Annotated in this window: 15 protein-coding genes; 9 read left to right on the top strand and 6 right to left on the bottom strand. The window is 74.8% G+C overall.

The window, feature by feature from the left end; genetic code table 11:
• Position 1: 1 nt before the first annotated feature.
• The 6 genes from ACN9M0_RS05350 to ACN9M0_RS05325 are packed head-to-tail and all read left to right on the top strand — an operon-like array spanning position 2 to position 7,290.
• Positions 2-340, top strand: coding sequence for an acyl carrier protein (locus tag ACN9M0_RS05350; protein ID WP_426403209.1), 339 nt, complete (start codon positions 2-4; stop codon positions 338-340).
• Positions 262-3,279, top strand: a complete 3,018-nt coding sequence (locus tag ACN9M0_RS05345; RefSeq protein WP_426403208.1) for a type I polyketide synthase — start codon at positions 262-264, stop codon at positions 3,277-3,279. The genes ACN9M0_RS05350 and ACN9M0_RS05345 overlap by 79 nt, the downstream gene beginning before the upstream one ends.
• 11 nt (positions 3,280-3,290) lie before the next feature.
• The gene (locus tag ACN9M0_RS05340) at positions 3,291-4,307 is read left to right on the top strand and encodes a 3-oxoacyl-ACP synthase III family protein (RefSeq protein WP_366038609.1); all 1,017 of its coding nucleotides are present in this window, start codon (positions 3,291-3,293) and stop codon (positions 4,305-4,307) included.
• Positions 4,308-4,313: 6 nt separating this feature from the next.
• Complete coding sequence (locus tag ACN9M0_RS05335; RefSeq protein WP_426403207.1) at positions 4,314-6,209, top strand: HAD-IIIC family phosphatase; 1,896 nt, start codon at positions 4,314-4,316, stop codon at positions 6,207-6,209.
• Entirely contained in the window at positions 6,206-6,442 is a 237-nt protein-coding gene (locus tag ACN9M0_RS05330; protein WP_366038611.1) for an acyl carrier protein, read from the top strand. The genes ACN9M0_RS05335 and ACN9M0_RS05330 overlap by 4 nt, the downstream gene beginning before the upstream one ends.
• Complete coding sequence (locus tag ACN9M0_RS05325) at positions 6,439-7,290, top strand: 4'-phosphopantetheinyl transferase family protein (RefSeq protein ID WP_366038612.1); 852 nt, start codon at positions 6,439-6,441, stop codon at positions 7,288-7,290. The genes ACN9M0_RS05330 and ACN9M0_RS05325 overlap by 4 nt, the downstream gene beginning before the upstream one ends.
• Positions 7,291-7,310: 20 nt before the next feature.
• Here ACN9M0_RS05325 and ACN9M0_RS05320 read toward each other — a convergent pair whose 3' ends face one another.
• A complete protein-coding gene (locus tag ACN9M0_RS05320) occupies positions 7,311-8,348 on the bottom strand; it encodes a LuxR C-terminal-related transcriptional regulator (protein WP_366038613.1) in 1,038 nt (345 codons plus the stop codon).
• Positions 8,349-8,532: 184 nt separating this feature from the next.
• Between ACN9M0_RS05320 and ACN9M0_RS05315 the strand changes: the two genes are divergently transcribed.
• Positions 8,533-8,742 (top strand): hypothetical protein, encoded by a 210-nt coding sequence (locus ACN9M0_RS05315; RefSeq protein WP_366038614.1) that lies wholly within the window; start codon positions 8,533-8,535, stop codon positions 8,740-8,742.
• Between the two features lie 66 nt (positions 8,743-8,808).
• Here ACN9M0_RS05315 and ACN9M0_RS05310 read toward each other — a convergent pair whose 3' ends face one another.
• On the bottom strand, positions 8,809-9,480 hold the full coding sequence (locus tag ACN9M0_RS05310) for a 4'-phosphopantetheinyl transferase family protein (protein ID WP_366038615.1): 672 nt from the start codon (positions 9,478-9,480) through the stop codon (positions 8,809-8,811).
• Between the two features lie 407 nt (positions 9,481-9,887).
• On the opposite strand from ACN9M0_RS05310, the gene ACN9M0_RS05305 reads away from it, so the two are divergent.
• Together ACN9M0_RS05305 and ACN9M0_RS05300 are read left to right on the top strand one after the other, a co-directional pair.
• The gene (locus tag ACN9M0_RS05305; protein WP_426403206.1) at positions 9,888-12,704 is read left to right on the top strand and encodes a LuxR C-terminal-related transcriptional regulator; all 2,817 of its coding nucleotides are present in this window, start codon (positions 9,888-9,890) and stop codon (positions 12,702-12,704) included.
• Between the two features lie 212 nt (positions 12,705-12,916).
• Positions 12,917-13,876: a polyprenyl synthetase family protein gene (locus ACN9M0_RS05300; RefSeq protein ID WP_366038617.1), complete on the top strand. Its 960-nt coding sequence runs from the start codon at positions 12,917-12,919 to the stop codon at positions 13,874-13,876.
• Positions 13,877-13,924: 48 nt separating this feature from the next.
• Here ACN9M0_RS05300 and ACN9M0_RS05295 read toward each other — a convergent pair whose 3' ends face one another.
• From ACN9M0_RS05295 to ACN9M0_RS05280, 4 genes are read right to left on the bottom strand one after another with little or no spacing between them, the layout of a single operon-like run.
• Positions 13,925-15,787 (bottom strand): AMP-binding protein, encoded by a 1,863-nt coding sequence (locus ACN9M0_RS05295; protein ID WP_399699573.1) that lies wholly within the window; start codon positions 15,785-15,787, stop codon positions 13,925-13,927.
• Positions 15,784-18,174, bottom strand: coding sequence for an ATP-binding protein (locus ACN9M0_RS05290; RefSeq protein ID WP_426403205.1), 2,391 nt, complete (start codon positions 18,172-18,174; stop codon positions 15,784-15,786). The genes ACN9M0_RS05295 and ACN9M0_RS05290 overlap by 4 nt, the downstream gene beginning before the upstream one ends.
• Before the next feature lie 11 nt (positions 18,175-18,185).
• A complete protein-coding gene (locus ACN9M0_RS05285) occupies positions 18,186-20,705 on the bottom strand; it encodes a BTAD domain-containing putative transcriptional regulator (protein ID WP_426403204.1) in 2,520 nt (839 codons plus the stop codon).
• A 10-nt stretch (positions 20,706-20,715) separates the two neighbouring features.
• Positions 20,716-21,729, bottom strand: coding sequence for an AfsA-related hotdog domain-containing protein (locus ACN9M0_RS05280; protein WP_366038622.1), 1,014 nt, complete (start codon positions 21,727-21,729; stop codon positions 20,716-20,718).
• Positions 21,730-21,786: the final 57 nt, after the last annotated feature.

The following is a 21,786-nucleotide window of genomic DNA, read 5'->3' as shown; positions in this document are numbered from 1 at the left end:
GATGACCGCTCCCAAGAGCCGCCGCCCGTACGGTTGCGAGGCGTCCCTGGACGACTGGCTCCTGGACCGGCTCGCGGCGTACCTGCACCGTGAGGCCGACACGCTCGAACCGGACGTCCCGCTCGCCGAGTACGGCATGGACTCCGTCATGGCGATGAGCCTGTGCGGCGACCTGGAGGACGAGCTGGGTCTGGAGGTCGAGCCGACCCTGCTGTGGGACCACCCCACGATCGACAGTCTGCGGGCCCGTCTCGCGACGCTGTGGGCGTTCCGCTCGTCGTCGTCGCCGTGGCCGTCCCGCTCACCGTCGGCCCCGGTGCCGGACGGGAGGCGACCCTGATGGGCGACATCGCGGTCGTCGGCATCGACTGCGCGTTCCCGGGGGCTCGGGGCGCCGACGCCTACTGGGAACTGCTCATGCGCGGGGGCGACGTGATCGGGGACCTGCCCGACGGCCGCTGGGACCGGGTCGAGTTCCCCGACGTCTCCCGCGGCGGGTTCACCGAGGACCTCGACGCGTTCGACCACGCCTTCTTCTCCGTACCGCCACGTGAGGCCGCGGCCATGGACCCGCACCAGAGGGTGCTCCTCCCGTGCGCCTGGCGGGCCGTGGAGGACTCCGGGACGGCGCCCTCCGCGCTCGCGGGTACCGACACCGGGGTCTTCGTGGGCGTGATGGGCGGCGAATGGGGCCGGCTGACCCTGTCCGACCACCGGTCGGTGACCCCCCAGCTCGGCGCGGGCAGCAGCGCCGGCATGATCGCCAACCGCGTCTCGTACCACCTCGATCTGACCGGGCCGAGCCTCGCCGTCGACACGGCCTGCTCCTCGTCGCTCGTCGCGGTCCACCTGGCGGTCAACGCGCTGCTCGCGGGTGAGTGCTCGACCGCTCTCGCGGCCGGGGTGAACCTCGTGCTCTCCCCGACCCTCGGCCTGGTGTACCGGCAGATGGGCCTCGCGGCCCCGGACGGCCGGTGCAAGCCGTTCAGCCTGGCCGCCGACGGCATCGGACGCGGGGACGGCGTGGGCGTCGTCGTGCTGCGGCGCCTGGAGGACGCGCTCGCCGACGGCAGCAGGGTGTACGCGGTGATCCGGGGCAGCTCCGTCAACCAGGACGGGCGCAGCAACGGCGTCACTGCCCCGAGCCGCTGGTCCCAGCAGAAGGTCATCGAGGGCGCGTACCGCCGGGCCGGGGTGTCACCGGCCGACGTGCGCTTCCTCGAAGCGCACGGGACGGGCACGGTGCTCGGTGACGCGATCGAATGCGCGGCCCTGGGCTCGGTGCACGGGGTGCCCCGCGACGAGCCGTGCGCCCTGGGGTCGGTGAAGGGGAACCTCGGTCACACCGAGGGCGCGGCGGGCATCGCCGGTCTCATCAAGACCGCCCTCGCCCTGCATCACCGGCTGGTACCCGCGAGTCGCTTCGCCGACGGGGAGAACCCCCGGCTGCGGCTCGCCGAGCGCGGCCTGCGGCTGCTCAAGTCCCCGCTCCGGCTGCCCCGCGGGGAGACCGTCGCCGGGGTGAGCAGCTTCGGGATGGGAGGGACGAACGCCCATGTGGTGCTCGCCACCGCCCCCCGGACCGTGACCGCCCGGGCGGACGACCGCGGGGTCCCCGCCGTCGGTGTGTTCACGCTCACCGCGGACTCGCCCGAGGGGCTGCGCCGCAACCTCGCCGCGCAGGCGGCGGCCCTGGCGGCCGTACCGCGCACCGCCGCGGCCGCTCTCTGCCGGACCAGCAACCGGGTCAAGACCGGACTGCCGTACCGCTTCGCCGTCGCCGCCCGCGACACCCGGCAGCTCGGCGAGGCGCTGCGGACGGCCGCGGGGGAGGAGCCGACGGCGGGTGAGGCGCACCGGCCGCGGTCCGCACCGGTGGTCGCCTTCCTCTTCACCGGCCAGGGCAGCCAGTTCGCCGGGATGACCGCGGAGCTCCACCGGGAGTCGCCCGCGTACCGGCGCCGTCTCGACGAGGCCGACGCGGCGCTCGCACCGTATCTCGGAACCTCCGTGCGCGACCTGCTCCTGTCGGGCGACGAGCGGGTGCACCGGACGCGGTACGCGCAGCCGGCGCTCTTCGCCGTGGGCCACGCGCTCGCCGGCACCCTGACGGATCTGGGCGTGCGCCCGGCGGCCGTGCTGGGCCACAGCGTCGGCGAGTTCGCCGCCGCGGTCACGGCAGGCGCGCTCGAACTCCCGGAAGCGGCCCGGCTCGTGACGGCCCGGGGCGCCCTGATGGAGGAGCTGGCGCCCGGCGGGGCGATGCTGGCGGTACGCGCCGGGCAGGACCGGATCGCCGGAACGCTCGCCGCGTGCGCGGACGCGCCGGGTGTCACGCTCGCCGCGGTGAACGGGCCCGAGGACGTGGTGCTCGCGGGCGGCGCCGAGGAGCTGCGCCGGGTCGGGGAGGCCCTGTGCCGGGAGGGGATCCACACCCGGTTCCTCGAGGTCTCGCACGCCTTCCACACGGCCGCGCTTCAGCCCGCTCTGGAGCGGTTCGGGGACGAGGCGGGTGCGGTGCGGACCGCGCGGCCGGGCATCGCCTTCGCCTCCACCCGGTACGGCCGGATGCTGCGGGAGGACGAGCCGCTCGACGCGGACTACTGGGTCGGGCAGGCCGCCGAACCCGTGCGGTTCGGTGCGGCGCTGTCCGCGCTCGTACGGGAGGCGGCCCCGACCCATCTCGTCGAACTGGGGCCGCGGGCACAGCTGTTGCCGCTCGCGGGCCGCTCGGGCCTGGCGCCCGGTGTCGATTTCCTGCACCCGTCCCCGGGTGAAGGCGCGTCGGGGCGTGAACTCGCCGACCTCGTGGCGGCGTTGTACCGGGCCGGCCTCGACCCGGACTGGGAGGCCCTGTACGGGCCCGGCGACCGCCGGGCCGCGCGGCCGGCCCCCTACGTCTTCAGCACGGAAAGCCGGTTCCCCCAGGCGAACCGGCCCGCGCCGGCCGCCGCCCCCCTCTCCGCGCCCGTCGTCGCACCGGCCGCGACGGCGTCGCCGGACCGGGTGACCGACTCCGTGCTCGCCGTCGTCGTCGAGGCGGTGACCGAGGTCGGCGGGTACCCGCCCGGCGAGGTCGTGCCGGAGGCCAGGTTCTACGAGGACCTCGGCTTCGACTCCGTCATGATCATGCAGCTCAAGGACCGGATCGAGGCGGGGCTGCCCGCGCTGGGCGAGATCTCCGTCCCGCGCATGCTGCCGGCTCTGCGCTCGGTCGCCTCCCTGGCCCACTACCTGAACCGCCTGCTCCTCGCCGAGACCGGCGTGACCGCGGAATGAGAGAGAGCACCATGGAACGGACCGCGTTCATCGCCGCCACCGGAACGGCCCTGCCGGGCGAGCCTGTCGACAACACCACGCTCGGCGCGGCGCTCGCCGTCAGCGCCGAGTGGATCGACGTGTTCGTCGGGACCAGGACCCGCCACTTCGCCCGGGACCTCGCCACCGGGCAGATCCGTGACACGCTCGCCGATCTCTGCGCCGAGGCCGGGGCCGGGGCCCTGGCGCGCAGCGGCCTGGAGGCGGGGGACATCGAGTTCCTCGTCCTGGCGACCGCCACCCCGGACCGGTTGCTGCCCACGACCGCGGCCCAGGTCGCCGACCGGCTCGGTCTCGACCATCTCCCGGTGTACCAGCTGCAGGCCGGCTGCTCCGGAGCGATCCAGGCGGTCGAACTCGGACAGAAACTGCTGGCCGCGGGTGCGGAGGCCGGCCTGGTGATCGGAGGGGACGTCACCCACCGCCATCTCGACCTGCGCGCCCGGGCGGCCGGCCTGCCCAGCCAGGAGCTCGTCAACTACGTCCTCTTCGGCGACGGAGCCGGCGCCGCCGTCCTGACGGCGCAGCCGACGGGCGACGCGGTGGCCGTGCGCGGTCTCGTCCACCGCTTCACCGGTCTGGGACGGGAGCCGGGACAGCTGATCGACTGGTACGGCGTCAGCGACCGCGAGTCGCCCCGTCCGATCCTGGCCGAGGACTACAAGGCGATCGAGGAGCACGTGCCCGGCATGGCGGTGGAGCTCCTGTGGGACGTCCTCGCCGTCGCCGGATGGAACCCCGGGGACGTCGACCACCTGCTGCCCCCACAGCTCTCGCGGCGGATGACCGAGCGCATCACGGAGCGGCTCGCGCTCCCGGACGCCCACGAGGTCAGCTGTGTCACGGACACGGGCAACACCGGGAACGCGCTGCCGCTCCTCCAGATCGACCGGCTCCTGGACGTCATGGCGCGGGGCGAGCGGGCCGTCGCCCTGGCGGTGGAGTCCAGCAAGTGGATCAGGACCGGGCTCGCTCTGGAGAAGGTCTGAGACGGCATGGAGACGAACGCTGTCGACCGGCTGCGCGAACTGCGGGCGCGGGACTCCCTGGAGGCCTCCTACGACACGGTGGCCGGCCTGCTCGCACGGTCCGAGGCCGAGGACGATCCCGTCGCGTTGCGCCGGGCCGGACGGCTGCTCGCGGGAGTGGACCCGCGGCGGGTGCTCGAGTGTCACCCGGGGACCCCCGTCGTCACGGTCGCGATCACCGGACAGTCCACCGTGGCCCCGGTCGTGGATCCGCTCACCGCGGAGCTGGCCCGGCACGGCATCCTGCTGCGACCGGTCCTGGGCGACCACGGGGCGTACGTCCACGATCTGACGGACCGGGAAGGCCACCTCCACGGCGTCGGCCAGGACCTGACCCTGTGCCTCCTGGACGCGGAGACCGTCTTCGCGCGGGTTCCCGAGGTGTGGCGGCCCGAGGACGTGGCGCGGGCCGCGGACGAGACGCTGGCGCTGCTCGCCGACGTCGCCGCCGCGCACACGGCGGCCTCCGGCAGCCCGCTCGTCCTCAACACCGTGCCGCTGCTGCGCTCCTGGAGCCACCAACTGGTGGACCACCGCTCCAGGGCGGCCCTCGGCGCCGTCTGGCGCGACTTCAACAGCGGGCTGCTGCGGCTGTCGGGGACGACGCCAGGGCTGGTGGTGATCGACCTCGATCCGCTCCTCGCCGAGGGCGGTCCGGTGCACGACGTCCGCCTGGCCCACTACGCCGGGGCCCGCCTCGGGGCACCGTTGCTCGCCGCGTACGCGCGGGAGGTGGCGCACCTGGTGCGGGCGCTGCGGGGGAAGACCCGCAAGTGCCTGGTGCTCGACCTGGACCAGACGCTCTGGGACGGGGTGCTCGCGGAGGAAGGGGCCGACGGGATCGCCGCCGCGGGGACCGACCGCGGTGAGGCGTTCGGGGCCTTCCAGCGGGTCGTGAAACAGCTCGCCTCCCAGGGAGTCCTGCTCGCGGTGAGCACCAGGAACGACCGGGGGGAGGCGGTGGCCGCCCTCCGCGACCATCCGGACCTGCGGCTGCGCGACACCGACTTCGTACGGATCGAGGCCGACTGGGACCCGAAGGACGGGCATCTGCTCGACATCGCGGAACACCTGGGCATCGGTACCGACGCGCTCGTGTTCGTGGACGACTCCGCCGCGGAGTGCGCACGCGTACGGCGCGGCGTGCCCGAGGCGGCCGTCGTACGACTCGACGACGAGCCGGCGCTCCATGCGTCCCGGCTGCTGCGCGACGGCTGGTTCGACTGTCCGAGCCTGACCGAGGACGACCGCGACCGGAACCGGCGTTATCGCGCCGAGGCGCGGCGCCGGGAGCTGCGGCTGCGGACCGGGGCGGCGGAGGACTTCCTGCGTGACCTGGGCACCGAGCTGGAGTGCGGCCCGCCCCATGCGCACGAACAGGCCAGAATCGCCCAACTCACCCGGCGCACCAACCGGTTCAATCTGGCCGGAACGAGAATGACCGAGACGGAGGTCGCCGCGGCCGCGGACGGGACGGACGGCGGGGTGCTTCTCGCGGCCCGCGCGGCCGACCGGTTCGGGGACAGCGGGCTGGTGGGGGCGGTGCTCGCGCGCCGCACCGGGGACGTGCTGGACATCGAGAACCTCTGGCTCAGCTGCCGAGTGCTGGCCCGTGGGATCGAGCAGGCGCTCCTGACGCGCGTGCTGGAGCTGGCACGGGAGACCGGGTGCGTGGAGGTGCGGGCCCGGTACGTCCGTACCGCCAAGAACGAGCGGGCGGCGGGTTTCTATCCGTCCCTGGGATTCGCGGAAGTGTTCCGCGCTGCGGAAAAGGTGATCTTCGTGCGCGACGTGATCACGATTCCGGCCATGCCCGCGCACGTTCGTGTGCGGTCGAATTCGGCCAGGGAGGGAAGCGCGTGAAGCTGGGGAGCCTCGACGAATTCCTGCTTCTGATCCATGATGAGTTCTCTGTTGACCTGCGAGAACGAGGTGCAGGTACGAACCTCGCCGACGTGCCGGAGTGGGACTCCGTACTCCTGCTGCAACTCCTCACGCTGCTGGAGGAGGAGGCGGGACGCCGGCTTCCCCTTCGCCCCCTGCTGGAGGCCAGGACGTTCGAACAGATCTATGCCTTAGTGAAGGAGCAAGGATGACGTTCCCCGGAGGTGCGGCCGTGGGGCCGCCGCTCACCGTTCCGGTGGAGGTCGCCGACTGTTCCGACGCCGCTTGGGGCCAGGTGCGGCAGGACTTGCGGGAGAGCGGCTCGGCGCTGCTGTGGGCGAGGCTCTCGGAACTCGGCACGCAGGTCCCGGAGGGCGAGGCGCTGCGCGAGATCCTCGGCCGGGACTGGTCGCGCTACCTCGGACTGGCGCACTCCGAGGTCCGCAGTCGCTACGCGGCGTCGCGGATGCTGCTGAAGTGCGCCGCGGGCGCTGTCCTGCGCAGCGCGCCGGAGGAGCTGGAGCTGGCGTACGGTCCGACCGGACGGCCCTATCTGCGCGGTTGCGACCAGGTCGACATCAGCCTCAGCCACACGTGCGACCTGCTCGTGGTGGGGCTCACGACGCGCGGGCTCATCGGCGTCGACGCCGAGCGGGTGGACCGGCCGATGTACGGCAGTGGGCTCGGGCGCCACGTGTGCACCCCGTACGAGCTGATCACGCTGGCGGAGTTGGAGGAGCGGGAGCGCAACCCCGGTCTGGTGCGGCTGTGGACCCTGAAGGAGGCGTACAGCAAGGCCATGGGGCAGGGGATGAACTTCCGCTTCACGGAGTTCGGCTTCGGCCCGGATGGCCGTCCCGTACAGGTGCAGCGGCCCGACGGAACGACGGGAACCGGGGACGAATGGGGGTTCCGCACGTTCGTGATCGACGAGGAGTACTGCGTGAGCGCCGCCGTCTACGACGCCGGATTCGGCTCGTCCACGGATACCGACATCACGACGATGCTCGACCGGGACTGTGCGGAGGCCATCGTCGAGGCCCTCGACGAGCGGGGATAGCGGGCTGTGTCCACGTACTGTCAGATCAGTTGGGCGGGGCGGGCGTCGAGCATTCCGGACCTGGCCACGTTGAAGCCGGCCTGGAAGCGGCTGGTCGCCTCCAGTTCCTCGGTGATCTCCGCGATGTGCCGCCGGCAGGTGCGGACGGACATGCCGAGGCGCCGGGCGACCATCTCGTCCTTGTAGCCCTTGGACATCAGCCGCAGGATCGAGTGCTTCACACCGTCGTCGGTGGTCGGCGTCCTGGACGTGTCCGGCTCGAACGGCGTGGCACCGTCCCAGAGGTACTCGAAGACCGCGCAGAGGAACGCCACCAGGGTGGGCTCGCGCACGACGGCGGCGCCGGGAGTCCGGTCCGCGCAGTCGACACGTTCCGGAAGGAAGGCGATCTCCCGGTCGTAGATGAAGATGCGGTCGATCACCTCGTCCGCGGTGCGGACCTCCGCCCCCGCCTCGGACACGTCGCGGACGTAGGAACGGGTCGGCAGGTCGCTGCGTGCCGTGTGCTGGTACAGGGTGCGCAGCCGGACGCCCCGGTTCAGCATCTCCTGGGCCGATTCCCGTGCCGCGGGCAGGACTTCGGCCGGGCGCGGGCCGCCGGGCTGGACGATGAGCAGTTCACTGCGGCAGTGCTGCCGGCGTTCGTCGATCATCGACTGGACGAGCGCGGGGTCGCTGATGAGGTCGAAGGCCTCGACCCGGTTCCGCTCGCGGCGGCCCTCGAAGTAGAGGGGGGTCAGCGACATCAGCCGCGTCCGTACGTCCGTCACGGCGTTCTGAAGGTCCCGTATCTGGCGTTCGGCGGCGCCGACCAGGTCGGCGGCGGCCACGTCGGGTCCGACCGGCACGAGGACCGACGGGTCTCCCGGCATGGGCTGAAGGAGCTTCAGGTGGCGCAGCACCTTCTCGGCCCGGCGGGTCTCCGGCGGATCGAGGGCGAGGTTCTCGGCGATGGCCTCGTGATCGAACATGCCGAGACGGACCGCCTGTCCGTAGGCGCTGGCGCTGATGTCGTCCAGCTCGGCGAAACCCGAAGCGGAATCCTCAGTTCTGCCCATTTGTGCCGCTCCCCCGGTCAGGCGTATTTGTTGTCATGCAACTTTACGCCACCGTCCTGAGCTTGGTCATCGGCGAGAGCGCAGGGCAGGCTGATCTCAGCAGGCGGGGCGGCGAGCCGGGTTCATTAGTGGACCTTTCAATCAAAGTCCCTTTGAAGAGTCTTTGCCAATTGGGGGAGAGGACATGGGGATTTCCATGCGAGGGATAGGGCAGCGTGTCATGGGCGCGGCGGCCGTCGCGATTGCGGTCGGCATCTTCGCAGCGGGCGGCGCCGAAGCCGCGAGCTCCCCGGAGGCCGCGACGGCGGACGTGTCGGTAGGTGTCCGGATCGACCTGGGCGGCATCGGCGCCGCGGTCACCGACTGCATTCCGGGCGACGACCGCTGGACCTGATGGACCGCCCCCTCGGGGGCGCATGACGGCGAGGCTCTCCGCAGTGACCGTGCGGGGAGCCTCTCGTCATGCCGGAACCAGTACGTCCGCGGTGTGGGCGATCGCGGTGACCAGGACGCCACCCCCCGCCGCCCAGCGGCCGGTGAAGGCGCGCGGGGCGTCTCGCGACGGTCCTTCGTCGGCCAGCAGGCGGACGCGGAAGGACTCGCTCGCCGGATCCAGGGTGATCAGGGCCTCCTCGAAGCCGAGTTCGCGTCCGGTCAGCGGATACCAGGTCTTGAACACCGACTCCTTCGCGCTGAACAGCAGCCTGTCCCACGCCAGCCCGGGGTGCGACCGGAGCAGTCCCGCCACCTGGCGACGCTCCGTATCCAGGGCGATGACCTGCAGGATCCCTTCCGGCAGCGGCTCGTCGGGCTCGGCGTCGATGCCGAGCGAGGCGATGTCCGCGCGGCGGGCCAGCGCCGCCGCGCGGTAGCCGGCGCAGTGCGTCATGCTGCCGGACAGCGAGGGGTCCCAGCCGGGAGCGCCCCGGTGGCCCGGGACGACCGGCGCCGGCGGCATCCCGAGCCGGTTCATCGCCACCCGCGCGCACCAGCGGACCGCGGTGAACTCCGCGCGGCGCTTGGGCACCGCGTCACGGACGCACTCCTCCTCCTCGGGAAAGAGCGCGGCACCCGACGGGTCGGTTCTGACTTCGACGGCGGCCACCTGGGGCGGCAGCAGGGAGGCGAGCATGGAGGCCCCGATTCATCGGCGTGACGGATGCCCTCCACGCTTGCGGTCGACCCCCGCCCCGGGCGAGTCGTGGCAGGCCCGGAGGCCGTGAGGGCGGCCCCGCGGGGGCGGATCCACCAGCCGGCTGCCATGCCGGGCGCACCGGCCGACGGACCCTGCCGGACGACGGCCAGGCCGCAGGACGCGCCTTGCCATGCGCTTGCCATGCCCGACCGGCGCAGGGCATTCGCACCGGGCGGATCCGGCGGGGCCGGACGGTGAGGAATTGTTGTCGTGCAACTTCTGGACACCGTTCGAAGTGAATCCCGTGCACTGGCCGAATCGCATAATTCCTGAGTGACGCATTACCGCCTAGAGGCGGTCGATGCGTCCGCCGACAACACATTGTGTAATCGCGGGGGCGTTGCATGAAACTCGTGGAACGAGCGGTGGAACAAGAAGCGCTGGAATCCGCGCTCGCCGCCTGTGGGGCAGGGCGGGGGGCCACGGTGCTCGTCGAGGCCGCCGTCGGATGCGGCAAGAGCGAACTGCTCGCCCGCGTGGCCGAACGAGCCGCCTTCCAGGGCGCCGTCGTCCTGCGCGCCACGGGTTCGGCCGCCGAGTCGGGCCTGCCGCTCGGTGCGCTCAGCCAGGTCGCGGCGGGGGCACCACCCGGCGCGCTCGACCCCCGTCACCAGGGAGCGGGCGGGCGCGGCGAGTCGATGGAGCTCTTCAGCTCCGCCGTGCGCCGGCTGGCCGGGCAGGGGCCGGTGGTGATCTGTGTGGACGACTGGCAGCACGCCGACCACCTCTCGCGCCACTACCTGCTCCACCTCGCCCACGCGGCCAGGACGGCCGGCATCCTGCTGGTCCTGGCGAGATCCCTGGACGGACGGGAAGCCGACCCGGTGCTCGACACCGAACTCATACGGCTTCCGCGACTCGTACGGCTGCGCCTTTCGCCGCTGAGCCCGGTCGCGGTGGCCGAACTGCTGCGGGACGAGGGGATCGAGGACGAGGAGGCGCACCGCGGGATCCATCACGCCAGCGGGGGAAATCCGCTGCTTGTGCGGGCACTCCTCGACGACCTGCGAGGCGCCCCGGAGGACACGCGGCCGCAGCAGGACGGAGCCTTCGGCCGCGCGCTGCTCGCCTGCCTGCAGCGCAACGGTTCCGGAACCGTCGAACTGGCGAACGCGCTCGCCGTGCTCGACGACCTCGCCACTCCCGGCCACGCCGCCGCACTCGCCGGGGCACCGGTCTCCCGCACGGCCCGGATGGCCGAGGCGCTCGGCGCGGCGGGCCTGCTCGACGGCGTCCGGTTCCGGCACCCCGCCGCACGTGCGGCGGTGCTCGACCGCATGGCACCGGCGCACCGCACCGCCCTGCACCGGACGGCTGCGGCGGTCGTCCACGCGGACGGGGCCGACGCCCCCGCCGTGGCGGAACACCTGGTCGCGGCCCGGGACGTGAGCCGGCCGTGGGCCGTACCGGTCCTCCGGAGCGCCGCCGCACAACTGCTCTGCGCGGGTCGGCCCCGGCGGGCGCTCGCCTGCCTCGAACTGGCGGGGGAGGGCATCGACGACGCCTCGGCGCGCCACGACAACCGCCTGGGCCTCGCCGAGATCGCCTCGCGGATCGACCCCGGCGACGCGGAACTGCGGCTGAGCGCGGCGCTGGAGCACGCCCGTGCCCGCAGGACGGGCCCGGCCGGTACGAGCGCCCTGGCCCGGCTGCTCATCGGTCAGGGCCGGCTCGACGAGGCGGAGGAGGTCCTGGGACTCCTCGACGCCGACGACCGGGTGATCGTCGACGACCGGGTGACCGGCGGCGACGCGGTGACCGGCGGCGACGCGTTGACCGGCGGCGACGCGGTGACCGCCGGCGACCGGGCGAGCGTGTACCGCGGGCCGTGCGCCGAAGGCGCCCGCACCGACCCGCTGGACGGCCTCGCGGCCTTCCCCCGGCGCGCTGCCACCCGCAGGCACCAGGCCCCGCACGAGAGGGACGGCACCTCGGGGGTGCCCGGTGCGACACGCGAACATCCGGCCGGTCCGGGCGCGGCTCCGTGGCTCCTGCCCGACGGCAGCCCGGCCGCGGCGGCCGCCGCGGCCGAGGCCTTCCTGCGCGGCTCCTCGGCCGGCCGCGCCACCATCGAGCCCACGGTGCAGGCCCTGCGGACCCTGCTGTACCTCGGTGGCGCCGTCAGGGCCCTGCCGTGGTGCCGGGACCTCGTCGAGGAGACGGAACGGCGGGCGTCCCCCGGCTGGGGGGTGCTCCTGCGCACCCTGCACGCCGAAGCCCTGCTGCGCCAAGGCGATCTGGACGGAGCCGAGCGGGAGGCGCTCGCCGCCCTTGAGTCGGTTCCCCGGTCGCCGGGCAGCGCGACGATGTGCGGCGTCACCGGCGTCCTGATGCGGGCCCGGCTCGCCCTCGGGCGAACCGACAGCGTCGCGGCCGAGCTGGCACGCCCGGTGCCGGAGACCCTCCTCGGCAGTGTGCACGGACTCGCCTATCTCCGCGCCCGCGGCCAGTTCCACCTCGCCACCAGCAGACACCACGCGGCCCTCGGCGACTTCCTGGAGATCGGACGGCGCATGCGGCGCTGGGGCCTGGACCGGCCCGTCGTGCTGCCCTGGCGGACGGACGCCGCCGAGGCCCTGTACCGACTCGGTGAGTCCGCCCAGGCCGAACGGTTCGTCACCCAGCAGCTCGCCACGCCCGACGCCGTGGACCCCTGGGTGCAGGGCATCTCCCTGCGGCTGCGCGCGACGCTCCAGGAGCCGAGGAAGCGACAGGCGCTCCTCGCCCGGGCCACCGAGGCCCTGAGACGCTCGGGCGACCGCTACGAACTCGCCCGGGCGCTGGGCGACTTCGGGAACGCCCTGCGGGACTGCGGGGAATCGGCCCGGGCCGCCATGGTGAACCGGACGGCCTGGCACCTCGCCGACGAGTGCGGGGCCCATCCACTGCGCAACACCGTCACCCTCGTCGGCAGCCCGCCCGCCCCGGCGGCACCCCCCGTCACGGCGTCCTTCGCCGAACTGGCCGAGCAGCTCAGCGACTCGGAACGACGCGTCGCCGCACTGGCGGTGCGCGGCGACACCAACAAGGAGATCGCGGGGAAGCTCTTCATCACCGTCAGCACCGTGGAGCAGCACCTCACGCGCGCCTACCGGAAGCTCGGCATCACCCGGCGGCAGGACCTACCCGTCGAGCTCCAGCTCATCGCCGCCGAGGTCTGACGCGCGGGGCGGCGCGGGCCTCGCCCGACCCCCGCCTCCCCATGACAAGGGGATGGCAAGCAGAGCGTCCGCGCTCCACGGACAGGCTGTCCTCTGCCCGTCCCCGCCGTCCCGGCCCGCGGACCCGGCAGCGCGTACGCGGGACGGCTGGGCGGCTCTCACCCCTACCCGCAGGCTGGGTCATGAGCGCAGCCCAGCGAGGGGAAGCACCCATGACGAAGCGCCGGCCGACACGGCACTCCACCGCACCCGCGACACCCGGTGCGATCCGCGACCGCATGCTCGACCGGGTCGAGGCGCGGATCGGCGAACTGCTCACGGCCGAACACACCCGGTGGGCCGCCGCGGACCGTCCCGCGGCGACTCTGGTCAGCGACGTCGCGACCGTCGTCCGCGGCGGCGCGGACCGGATCCGCCCCCTGCTGTTCCTCACCGGGTTCCTGGCGGCCGGGGGTGATCCGGAGTCACGGACGGCCGTCGACGCCGCGGCGGCCCTGGAACTGCTCGACACCTGCTGGTGCATCCGCGGCGACACCCGGGACGGTGCCGTGCTGCGCCGCGGCGTGCCCACGCTCCACGTCAGCCACGCCGCGGAACACGAACGCAACGGCTGGCGCGGCGAGTCCCGGCGGTTCGGCGAGGGCACGGCCGTCCTGGCGGGTGACCTCGCCCTCGCCTACGCCGACCGGTTCGCGGCCGCCCTGCCCCCGGCGACGAGGGACGGGTGGGAGCGGCTGCGTACGGAGCGCGTGCTCGGCGCGCACGGAGCCGCCGCCGCGAAGGCCGCCTACCGCGACGACCCCTGGCCCGGGTCGTGCGTCGCCGGGAACTGTCCGCGGGGCTGCGCCACGGGCACGTACGCCGTCGAGAGCCCCCTGGTGCTCGGGGCTGAACTCGCCGGGCGCCACGACCTGGTCGACGTCTACCGGGACTACGGTGCCAAGGTCCACGCCGCCTGGCGGCTGAACTGCTTCCTGTCGGGGGGAGCGGAATTCGACGACGATGCGGCGCTGATGCGGGACATGCTCCTCGACGACCAGGGCCGGCGCGAGGCGCGCGTGCGGGCCGCCGGTCTGGCCGCCGACGCCGCGAACACCGCCGACCAGGCGCCGCTCCCGCCGGCTTGGCGCACCGAACTCGCCTCCCTCGCCTCCTTCGTGGCCACCGCCTGAGCGGCGAGGAACACCCCCTGGGGGGTGTCCGGGAGGACCCGCCCGGGCCTACTGTCCGGACACGGCCCGGCCTCGCGTCGGCGCCGTGCGCGGCTGCCCCGGGCGCAGCCGCTCGAGCCAGGACCGCAGCCAGTCCCTGCGGACGGCTCCCCGCTCGTCGCGGGGGAGCGAACCCACCAGTTCCAGGCGGGTCGGCAGGAAGGCCTCGCCCGTACCGCGCGCGGCCAGGTGCTCCCGCAGTGCGAGGAGCGACGGCGGGGTCTCCTCGGCGGCGGGGACCACGACCGCGCAGGGCCGCTCGCCGAGCTCCTGGTCGGTGTGACCGATCACCGCGGCCTCCCCGACACCGGGATGGGTCAGCAGCTCCCGCTCGACGAGGTCCACCGGCACCATGAAGAGCGCGCCCGTACGGCTGCCGGCCCGGCCGGTCACCCGGAGACCGCCGAGCCCGTCGGGCCTCGCCAGGTCGCCCGTGTCCAGCCACCCCCCGTCGGTGTCCCAGGTCGCCACGGGAGCCGCATCGCCGTGTCGCCAGGTCGCCAGGCAGACGGAGGGGCCCCGTACCCGGAGCGGCGACACCTCGCCCGGCGCCGCGTCGCGCCCGGGCAGCGGCGACACCTCGAGACCGGCCAGGGGCACGCCGTCGCTCGCCCCCTCGCGCTCGGCGGGGATGTCGCCCCTGGTCAGGGTCCCCATGCCGAGCTCCGGCGCGCCCCACACCCCGCGTACGGGAGCGCCGAGCGCCTCGGGGAGCCCGGACAGCAGGTCCTCCGGCGTGCTCGTCCGGCCGCCCGAGAGGACCAGCCGGAGGGAGTCGAGGGCGCGGGGGCGGCGCCGCTGCGCCGCCAGCACCTCGGCCCAGTGGGCGGGGGAGGCGTACGCCTGGTCGACGCGCGCCGTGTCCATCAGGTCCAGGCATCCGCCGGGGGTCCACACGTCCTCGTACACCCCCGTGCCGCCGACCGCGAGAGGCCAGCACACGGCGTACAGGGTGGAGGCGAGCGAGGTCAGCGGCAGCGCCGAGTAGAACACCTCGCCCAGCCGTCTGCCGGGTCCGGTCCGGTCGTCCTGCGCACCGATCGCGGCGTACAGGGTGTTGGCCGTGTGCAGGACCGAGCGGAAGTTCTCGCCGGTTCCCGTCACCGTGACCATCAGGCACACCCGGTCGGCGGTCCCTTCGCCGTACGGGACGGACCTGCGCCCGTACGGGCCGCGCTCGTGCGGTGTCCGCAGGAAGTACCGGTCGAAGTCCACGGCACCGGCCGGGTCGTGTGGCCCGGTCGCGGGGTGGGGGCCGGGCGAGTCGTGGCGCCCCGCCGCGCGGGACGCCCAGGGCGCCCGGGCGACCACGCGGTGGCGCAGCCAGGGCAGCCCGGCGGCGCTCTCGGCCAGGACCTCCTCGTGCGGGAAGCCCTCCCACACGTCGGGGACCACGCAGATCCGGGCCTGGGACGCCTCCAGGACGCGGTGCAGACCCCGCGCCCGCACCGTGGGCAGCACGGGCACGGCCACGGCGCCGAGGCGCAGGCAGGCGAGGAAAAGTGCCGCGGTCTCCCAGCGGTTCGGCAGCTGGTACGCGACGGGGTCGCCGGTGCGGACACCGAGTGAGGCGAGCGCCGCCGCGAAGCGGTCCACGTACAGATCGAGTCGCCCGTAGTCGAGCACCGTCGTCCGCTGTCCGGGAGGGCGGTGGGTCCGGCGCTGGACGATCGCGGCACGCCGGGGGAACCGGGCCGCCGTCCGCCGGAGGTCGGTGGCGAACGTGTCGGTGCGCCACCAGCCGTGCGACCGGTACGCGTTCGCCACGTCCGGCGGCGGTGCGACGGCCGCCAGGGCACCGCGGACGTCCGGGGCCGCGAACTCGGCGCCTCCGCCGGCCGGCCGACGCGGCGCGGTCTCTCGCGTGCTCATGCCCACTTCCCGATCGCCCAGGCGACCTGGACCCGGGACGAGCAGTCCAGGCGCCGCATGATCTGACGGACGTGATTGACGACCGTCCATTCGGACAGGCCCAGACGTGCGGCGATCTGGCGGTTCGTCAATCCCTCCGAGACGAGCATCGCCACCTGGACCTGCCGGGGCGTGAGCGGCTGCTGCTCGACGGCGGGCGGGTCGTCCGCGCGCGCGGCTGCCGGAGCCGACAGGGCTTCGCGTACGACGGCGTCGGCGTCCAGCGCGCGACCCTCGGCCAGCGCTGTGGAGTACGCGGTCCAGCCCAGCCGGGCGCGGAGCCCGTCCACGGCCTCGTCGCGCGCGGAGCGAAGGCGGACCGGGGCGCGCGTGTCCAGTCGCTCGCGCAGCGCACCGGCCGCGGCGAGCAGCCGCACCACCCGCGGCTGCTGGACCGGGCTGGTGTCCAGGACGTGCAGGGCGAAGAGCTCCAGGACGTACGGGAGACGGGTCAGCTCCCCGGTGTCCCCGCACAGGCGCAGGGCCTCCCGCAGGAACGCGTCGACGGCACCCCGCCCGTCCGGGCCCGCGCTCAGCTCGGCGGAGCGCCCCAGGGCCTCGATCAGCCCCCGCCGGTCGCCCAGACGCCGCAGCGCCTCGCGCGCCCGGTCGGCGGTCTCGCCGGCCTTGCGCGTGCGGCCGAGGGCGTGGAGGGCCCCGGACAGGGCGACGGCGGCGCGGGCGGCCGGACCGGCGGCTCCCAGGGACCCGAGCGTGGCCGCCGACGGTTCGAGCGCGGCCAGGGCGGCCTGGGGGTCGTCGTCCGCGAGCAGCGCGGCGCCCAGGCGCGCGGTGACGAGCGCCGCCTGCCGGCGGTCGCCGAGCCGTTTGCACGCGGCGAGCGCCGCGCGGTGCCGCCGTACCGCGTCGGCCGTGTCGCCACGGGCCGCGGCCAGCTCGCCGGACAGATCGATCAGCCGCGCCCCGGTCGCCTCCGGGACGGCGCCCTCCGCCAGCAGGTCGCACCAGGCAAGGCCCTCCCGCAGCCGTCCCTGCGCGAGCCACGGCTCCCGGCAGGCGAGCACCGTGGCCGCCGCCGTCTCGGCGTCACCGCGCCGGTGCAGCCGGTCGAGGGCGGCGAGCACGTTGGGGGCCTCGGCGGCGAGCACCCCGAGCCACCGGGCCTGCTCGGTGCCGCCCAGCCGGGGCGCGGTCGCCGCGACCAGGCGCGCGTAGCGGTCCGCGTGGCCGTCCGCCGCCGCGTCCAGCCGGCCGTCCTCCTCCAGGGCGCCACGGCAGTACGACCGGTACGGCTCGGGCACCGTGTGGACCGGATCGTCGTGCCGGCCGTCAACGGTGAGCGTGAGCACGCCCCGGTCGAGCAGGGCGTCCAGGTGCTCCTCGTCCGCGCGGTCGAACGCGACCGCGCCGAATCCGGGCTCGTACACCGACAGGCGTTCCAGGAGGGCGCGTTGCTCCGCCGTCAGACCCCGGCAGCCCCACTCGGCCAGCGCCGCGAGGGAACGGTGCCGCGCGGGTGCGGTCGCCGGGCCGCCGGACAGGGCGACCGGACGCCGCCGGACCCGGGCGAGCAGCGCCCCCGGGGGATACAACCGGGAGCGGTCGGCGGCGAGTTCGAGTGCGAGCGGCAGTCCTTCGAGCAGCCCGCACAGATCCGCGACGTCCCCCGCGTTCTCCTCCGTCAGCGCGAAGCCGGGCCGCGCCTCGGCCGCCCGCAGCAGGAACAGCTCCACGGCCGGCACCCGGGCGAGGGCCTGCGGGTCCTCTCGCTCGGCCGGCCGGGGCACTGGCAGCGGAGCGACCGACACGAGCTGCTCGCCGTACACGCCGAGCGGTTCGAGCGCGGTAGCCAGCACGGTGATCCCGGCATCGGCGTCGAGGAGCGCGGCCACCGCCTCGGCTCGCGGCCGCCGTTCGTGGTCGCAGCCGTCCAGGAACAGCAGGGACCGGCCGGGAAGGCGGGCGAGTTCGGCGGCTGCGGCGGCGAGGGAATCGGGGCCGGCCGGATCAGGAGTCCGTACGGCGTCGAAGACGTCACCGGGCACCGGCGGGCCGGCGGGCAGGGTCACCGCGTCGGCGGCGGCAGCGGCCAGGCGGCTCTTGCCCACCCCGGCCGGACCGATGAGCGTGATCAGACGGCACCCCGGATCGCGCAGCCGGGCCTCCAGGGCCGCCAGCTCGTCGGCACGGCCGACCAGCGCGCCGCCCCGGCTCCCTGGCCGGCTCCCGGACCGGCTCTCCGGCCCGCTCCCCGGACGGCTCCCGGACCGGCTCCCCGCACCGCTCTCCGGCCGGCTCACGTCGCCCATTCCGTCGGCGTCACCGGTGTCACCGGTGTCACCGGCCGTCGCTACCCGCCGCGTCAGCAGCATCTCGTCCCCCTTCACCGGACCGTCCTTCACCGGACCGCCCGTCGGCGGTCCCTTCGCAACCGCCAGACACCGGGCCGCACTTCGACCGGGCCCTGCGGGCCTTCCGCCGCGCGCAGGGCCCGGCGTGCGTACGCCTCGCGGCGGCGGTCGCCGAGCTCGGACGCGAGCGCGAGACACTCCGTCAGCGGCGCCACAGCGGCTCCCGCCGCCCCGGTCTCGATCGCCATCAGGGCTTCGACCCTCCGGGCCTCGTAGCGCCCCGCCGGACCGGCGGCGGACGCGGCGTCGAGGGCGCCGCGCAGCAGCAGCTCGGTCGCCCGGTCCACCCGGCCGTCGTCCAGCCGGAGTTCGGCGAGCCCGGCCAGCGACCGCGCCCGCTCGTCGGCCTGGCCGGCTTCCTCCGCGCGCCGCGCCGCCCTTCCGTACAGCTCCGCCGACCGCTCGACGTCCCGCCGCTGCCAGGCGAGATCGGCGAGCTTGCGCAGCATCCGCGCGTGGGCGGGGTCGTTCCCCCACCGGCGGGCGGCGTCGAGCGCCAGCGTGTGCGTCTCCTCCCAGACCCCCCAGGAGGCGGTGCCCTCCAGGGCGGTGGTCAGCGCGTCCGCGAGGCGGACGGCCGCGGACCACAGACCGGCGGAGTGCGCCGTCCTCACGGTCCGGGCCACCGCGTCCACGTCCCCGGCCGGGACCGGTGGGGCGTCCGGACGCCCGTACGAGTCCGCGTAGGCCTCGCACATCCGGGTGGTCGCGGCCCGTGCCGAACCCTCCGGCTCCTCGGCGCCGAGCCGTTCCGCGGCGAGCACGCGCGGCAGTTCCGGGAACATGTACGTGTCCGGGGCCGTGGCCGTCAGCAGGTGGTGGTCGACGAGGCACTCCATCAGGGGTGCGGCCGCCCCGGTCGTCAGGTCCAGGACGGCGGCGGCCGTCCGCAGGCGGAACGCGCCCGGAGGCAGCACGCCGAGCAACCGGAACGCGCCGCGCGCGGCGTCCGGGACCTCCTCGTAGGCGCTCATCAGGCGCCCCCGGACGTCGAGTTCACCGATCCGCAGGGCGTCCAGGCGGGTCGCCTCGTCGCCGAGCCGCGCGACGAGGGTCTCGCCCGACCAGTGGGGGCGCGCCGACAGCTGGAGCGCGGCGGCCCGCAGGGCCAGCGGCAGCCGGCCGCAGAGCCGCGCGATCTCGGCGGCCGCCGACGGACCGGCGGCCGCGAGCAGTTCCGCGGCCGCCTCCCGCCCGAGCACGCCGAGGGGCACGGACCGCAGACCTGCCGAACCGTGCGGCAGGAGTCGCCCGGTGACCAGGGCCGTACTGCCCGGGGCGGTGGGCAGCAAGGGGCGTACATGGGCCACGGACGGCGCGTCGTCCAGGACGATGAGGATGCGTCGTGCCGCCGTCAGGGCGCTCAGCGCCTCCAGCGGCTCGGACCCGGCGGCGACACGCACCCCGGCCTGGCGCAGCAGCCGTGCCGCCGCCTCGCCGGGTGCGAGGACGGGGCCGTGAGCCGGCCTCAGGGCGAGGAACAGCACACCGTCGGGGAAGGCGTCGGCCACCCGTCGGGCCGCCGCCACCGCGACGGCCGTCTTCCCGGAGCCGGGGGGGCCGGTGACCGCCGTCCAGCCACCGGGCCGCGGCGCGGTCAACGCCTCCTCGACGAGCGCGAGTTCCCGCTCGCGGCCGACCAGCTCCCCGTCCGGCGCCGGCAGCCCCGCCGCCGGACGGACCGCCGCGACGACGGCCCGCCCCGGGCCGGTGAGCGCCGCCGCACCGCGGGGCAGCGGCTCGTCCTGGGCGTCCAGGAGTTCCCGGTGCAGGGCGCGCAGCCGGGCGCCCGGCTCGGCCCCGAGCTCGTCGACCAGCCGGCGGCGCACCTGCGCGTAGGCGTGCAGCGCCTCCGCCAGCCGTCCGGCGCGGTGGAGCGCGGTGATCAGTAGGGCCTGCAGCTCCTCCCGCAGCGGATGTTCGGTCGTCAAGGACCGCAGCTCGGTGACGAGTTCGGGGCCGCGACCGAGACCGAGCTCGGCCCGTACGCGGTGTTCGACGGCGTCCAGGCGGGCTTCCTCCAGCCGGGCGGCCGTGGACGCGAGCAGTGGGCCGTACGGGGTGCCGCTCAGGAACGGGCCGCGCCACAGGTCCTCGGCCCGCCGCAGCAGGACGGCGGCGCCCGCGTGGTCGCCCTTCCCCAGCGAGGCGCGGCCCTGACCGCGCAGATCCTCGAACTCGGCCAGATCCAGCTCGCCGGGGGCGGTGTGCATCACGTATCCGGGCCGCCGCGTCTCCAGGAGCTCACGGCCGTCGCGCGGGCCGGCGGCGGACAGGGCCTTGCGGATCTGGGACACGTAGACGTGCAGGGTGGTCACGGCGGTGCGCGGGGGGCCGTCCGGCCACAGCTCGTCCATGAGCGCGCTCACCGGCACGACCTCGTCGGCCCTGGCCAGCAGGGTGCCCAGGACGGCACGCAGCTTCGGGGGGCCGGGCGTGTGCGCTCCCGCGGAAGCCGGGCCCGGGTCGCCCGCGACCTCGAGGGGGCCCAGGATCCGGAATCTCATGTGCGGCCCTTCACAGATCCTGGACCACGACCGTGCGCGCTTCCGCGACGGCCTTGCGGTTCTGGGTGAGCGTGAGCGTGACGGGCAGTGAAGGCCGGCCCGCCGGGTCCCGCTCCAGCGGACCGGGGACGGCCACGCAGCGCAGCGGGGCGCCGGCCGCGGCCGAGCCGCGGAACCGGACCCGGGAGGTGGCGAGGGTGCTGCGCTCCGCCGCGAGGCCGTGACAGCGGCCGGCCGCGAGCAGCGCGGTCTGGCGCAGCGACTCCAGGAGGTGCAGTCCGGGCAGCCGGCCGTCGTCCCCGGCGAACACCGCGCCGATTCCCTCGGTGCGGATCCGCGCGGACAGGCGTCCGGCGGAGAGCTGCCGCGCATCACCGACCAGGACGTTCTCCGGGGCGGAACGCCCGACCGACGCGGCGTCGGTGGGCGTCGCGGGCCGGTGCGGCGGCGCCCCCTCGTCCTCCGGCGCGGGGTCCGCGTCCGGGCGGGCGTAGTCCAGCTGGTTGCGGTACAGCGCGGGAGCGAGGAAGACGACCCCGGCGGAGCCGGTGGCACAGCGCCGGCCGTCGATGCTCACCTCGACGTGGAACGTCAGACCGCGGGGCACGCCGTTGAGCACATGGACGGGCGTCGCCCGCAGCCGGGTGGTGAGCCTGCTGCCTCCGGCCGGCCCGGCCCGCCAGGCGGACAGATCGGTGAGGTCGAGGTCGTACGCGTGGAACAGGCCCGGCCGTTCCGGCGGCACGCCGAAGTAGCGGTGGCCGACGAACTCGCCGATCTCGCGCACCGCCTCGGTCACCACCTGGACGTCGTGGAACGAGCACGGGCCGTCGTTGAACAGAGGGTGTTCTTCGGGGAGATGGTCGGCGATCACGAAGTGCTCCTCGCCGACGCCCGGCGAGTCCAGACAGCGGTCCCACGAGAGCGGGCAGTGGATCAGATGACGGGTGGTGCCGAACAACGCGGCCTCGGTCCCGTGGGTCCGCGGCGCGGGTCTCTGCCCGGCCGTCATGGCGTCCGTCATGGTGCCCCCCTCGATACGGCGTCGAACGCGCTCACGATCAAGGATGTGCAAGGGCCG

The organism is Streptomyces sp. R-07, from assembly GCF_049913175.1.
Classification (GTDB): Bacteria; Actinomycetota; Actinomycetes; order Streptomycetales; family Streptomycetaceae; genus Streptomyces.
The sequence above is the reverse complement of the archived record's forward strand: the minus strand, read 5'-3'. Positions and strand labels throughout refer to the sequence as shown.

What these genes read in the sequence shown, in the direction of transcription:
- ACN9M0_RS05350 (WP_426403209.1), top strand. Translation starts at nt 2, where the DNA reads ATGACCGCTCCCAAGAGCCGCCGCCCGTACGGTTGCGAGGCGTCCCTG.
- ACN9M0_RS05340 (WP_366038609.1), top strand. Translation starts at nt 3,291, where the DNA reads ATGGAACGGACCGCGTTCATCGCCGCCACCGGAACGGCCCTGCCGGGC.
- ACN9M0_RS05335 (WP_426403207.1), top strand. Translation starts at nt 4,314, where the DNA reads ATGGAGACGAACGCTGTCGACCGGCTGCGCGAACTGCGGGCGCGGGAC.
- ACN9M0_RS05325 (WP_366038612.1), top strand. Translation starts at nt 6,439, where the DNA reads ATGACGTTCCCCGGAGGTGCGGCCGTGGGGCCGCCGCTCACCGTTCCG.
- ACN9M0_RS05320 (WP_366038613.1), bottom strand. Translation starts at nt 8,348, where the DNA reads ATGGGCAGAACTGAGGATTCCGCTTCGGGTTTCGCCGAGCTGGACGAC.
- ACN9M0_RS05315 (WP_366038614.1), top strand. Translation starts at nt 8,533, where the DNA reads ATGGGGATTTCCATGCGAGGGATAGGGCAGCGTGTCATGGGCGCGGCG.
- ACN9M0_RS05310 (WP_366038615.1), bottom strand. Translation starts at nt 9,480, where the DNA reads ATGCTCGCCTCCCTGCTGCCGCCCCAGGTGGCCGCCGTCGAAGTCAGA.
- ACN9M0_RS05305 (WP_426403206.1), top strand. Translation starts at nt 9,888, where the DNA reads ATGAAACTCGTGGAACGAGCGGTGGAACAAGAAGCGCTGGAATCCGCG.
- ACN9M0_RS05300 (WP_366038617.1), top strand. Translation starts at nt 12,917, where the DNA reads ATGACGAAGCGCCGGCCGACACGGCACTCCACCGCACCCGCGACACCC.
- ACN9M0_RS05295 (WP_399699573.1), bottom strand. Translation starts at nt 15,787, where the DNA reads ATGAGCACGCGAGAGACCGCGCCGCGTCGGCCGGCCGGCGGAGGCGCC.
- ACN9M0_RS05285 (WP_426403204.1), bottom strand. Translation starts at nt 20,705, where the DNA reads ATGAGATTCCGGATCCTGGGCCCCCTCGAGGTCGCGGGCGACCCGGGC.
- ACN9M0_RS05280 (WP_366038622.1), bottom strand. Translation starts at nt 21,729, where the DNA reads ATGACGGACGCCATGACGGCCGGGCAGAGACCCGCGCCGCGGACCCAC.